The following is a 2469-nucleotide window of genomic DNA, read 5'->3' as shown; positions in this document are numbered from 1 at the left end:
GTACGCCTTCTCACTCACTGATTGAAGAGTGTATGCTCCTGGCCAATCAGGCTTCTGCAAAACGGTTTACTGGAGAAGGTGACGGTATCTTCCGTATACATGAACCGCCTCAACTTGCCAAGATAGAATCTTTACTGGCTGAGTTAGCTGCTATCGGCTTGTATGTTGAAGAGTATGAAGATTCTCCTTCTCTCATACGTGCCATCCAGAAAGAAGCAGAAAAAATGGGTCTTGCATCAGAAGTAGACTCTATGGTCATCAAATCCTTACGACGAGCAAGTTACGCAGCACATAATGTTGGACACTTTGGACTGGGCTTTAGTCACTATAGTCACTTTACCTCCCCGATACGTAGATACTCTGACCTCATACTGCACCGTCTCATCAAAACGCAGTTACGGGAAGATGAAGAAGAAGCAAGTTACCTGTTACGAAACATCGAACCACTTTGTGCAAGGGTATCTGAACTCGAACGGGAAGCTACAAAAGCAGAATGGGACTTTAGAGACCGTAAGTTTGCACGCTGGGCAGCAGAGCATTTAGGTGAGATCTTTGAAGCAGAGATCATTGAAGCAGATGAAAGTGCTAAAGCCGTACTTCAAGGTGATATCGAAGGAGTGACTGTGCATCTTAAAGGTGATGGTGTGATGCTTTTTGATAGAGTCAAAGTGAAGATAAATGAAGTGAACATCGCACAAGCTGTCATTATGGTTGAACTTGTTGAAAAATTGAGTAAAGAAGAGATGGAGTTAGCCTAATGTATCAAAGAGAATTTGACCAGAAACTTAAACAGGCACTTCCTAAAGCCGTTTTATTTTATGGTGAGAATGACTACCTCGTAGACTTCTACATAGATAGCTATATCAAAAAGACAGATGCTAAAGAGAGTATGCTCAGTCTTTACCACGATGAGTGGAACTTTGAACAGGCAAAGAATTTCCTTTCCCAAACTTCTCTGTTTGGCGGAACAAACCTTGTAGTGGTCAAACACGACAAAAAGATACCAAAAAAAGAACTGGATGTCCTCATCGAACTTGCCAACAAAAATGAAGACAACTACTTCCTCTACGGCTACTCAGGTGCTCCAAAAGATGCGAAGAGTATGCAATCTGCTTTTAGTGAGAAAAAAGGCGGTGCCTGGGTACGATTTTTCGAACCCAATATTCGTGACGGTATCGCCATGTTGCAGCAAAAAGCACAACAGATACAGCTAGACATTGACCACTATGCCCTACAGCACCTCATGCTGATACTCAATAACAACTTGGCACTCTGTGCCAATGAACTGAATAAGCTTGCCATTCTGGGCATGAAAGTCACCAGTAAAGATATTGATAGACTTGTCTATTCAACTGCACCTTTGGCTACTGAGCAGCTACTGATAGATCTATTTAACAAAAAGCCTATTACAGCAACCATAACAAAACTACTTGATCTCGGTGAAGATGAAGCTTCTTTGCTTCGATCTACCCAGTATTTTGTCAATCAGATCTTCCTCTTCCATGCTTACATCAAGCTCAATGGTCATGTAGATTCAGCAGCTATCCTCGGGTACAAACTCCCTAAGCAGATAGAAGAACAAAAAGCACAGCTAGCCTTACGTGTAAAGTCTGCTGCACTACTGAAAATATTTGAACATTTATTGGAAAGTGAGATACTCATCAAACAAGCACCCGCTACCCAAAAAGAGGTCTTGGTTTACAGTATGCTGATTAAATTGCAGGGTTATCTGTAAAAAAGGCTATGTCATTTTTTACATCAACTCTATAGTATAGCCACAATGTAGCAAACCCTATATAGAGTGGAATATGAGATCACTTATACTGATCTTTATTTGTTGTTCTTATTGATAGATCCATATAATACTACTACAGAAACAATGCGGGGTTACGAACCTTCCCATCCAACAACCAACTCACCTTCTAGAGTGAATTTGAGACCATTATCATATTCCCAGATTTCTCTCTTAAATTCTTTCTCTTCTTTTACCTCTATACTCTTTGGTTTACCCAAAGAATGTTCCAACATCCAAGAATCCATACCTTTCCAATACTCACCATTGTTAATTCTTTCATCTACTCTTTCACGCCATTCTTTATGTTTAATATCATCTCTTATGCTTTTCACATAAAGAATAAGAAAAATTGCCACTATACCTATAATACCTGCTATTATCCACCACATAATTACCTACTTTTTTAATTTAGTTTATTGCATAAGCTATAATATTTATTATATCAAATAATCTCTTAGTACAAATGCGGTACGCATGATTGATAAAACTGTGACACTAATAGACTACATATCTTCATATAACATGAATATTTTTATTGGTCGTTCAATCTTCTAAAGCATTTTGAAGAAATATAATAAGTTAAGATTTTTAATGAATTGTGCTTAGATTTAAAAGTTTAAATAGATAGAGATTTTTGATTAGTTGTACGTAGATTTGAAAGCTTGGGTAAAGGA

General features: G+C 38.3%; 3 protein-coding genes. 2 read left to right on the top strand and 1 reads right to left on the bottom strand.

Annotated elements, in window-relative coordinates:
- A partial coding sequence (locus WBM70_RS10035; protein WP_424558371.1) for an RNB domain-containing ribonuclease occupies positions 1-758 on the top strand: 758 nt, incomplete at its 5' end.
- The gene (gene holA, locus WBM70_RS10030) at positions 758-1735 is read left to right on the top strand and encodes a DNA polymerase III subunit delta (protein WP_424558370.1); all 978 of its coding nucleotides are present in this window, start codon (positions 758-760) and stop codon (positions 1733-1735) included. The genes WBM70_RS10035 and holA, both read left to right, overlap by 1 nt.
- 152 nt (positions 1736-1887) lie before the next feature.
- On the opposite strand, the gene WBM70_RS10025 is transcribed toward holA, so the two are convergent.
- Positions 1888-2184, bottom strand: a complete 297-nt coding sequence (locus tag WBM70_RS10025; RefSeq protein WP_424558369.1) for a hypothetical protein — start codon at positions 2182-2184, stop codon at positions 1888-1890.
- Positions 2185-2469: the final 285 nt, after the last annotated feature.

Source organism: Sulfurovum sp. (assembly GCF_049668085.1).
Lineage (GTDB): Bacteria > Campylobacterota > Campylobacteria > Campylobacterales > Sulfurovaceae > Sulfurovum.
Note: the sequence above shows the minus strand (reverse complement) of the source record. Positions and strands in the feature narration are given on the sequence as shown.

Coding starts and splice junctions, on each gene's coding strand:
- holA (WP_424558370.1), top strand. CDS start 758: ATGTATCAAAGAGAATTTGACCAGAAACTTAAACAGGCACTTCCTAAA.
- WBM70_RS10025 (WP_424558369.1), bottom strand. CDS start 2,184: ATGTGGTGGATAATAGCAGGTATTATAGGTATAGTGGCAATTTTTCTT.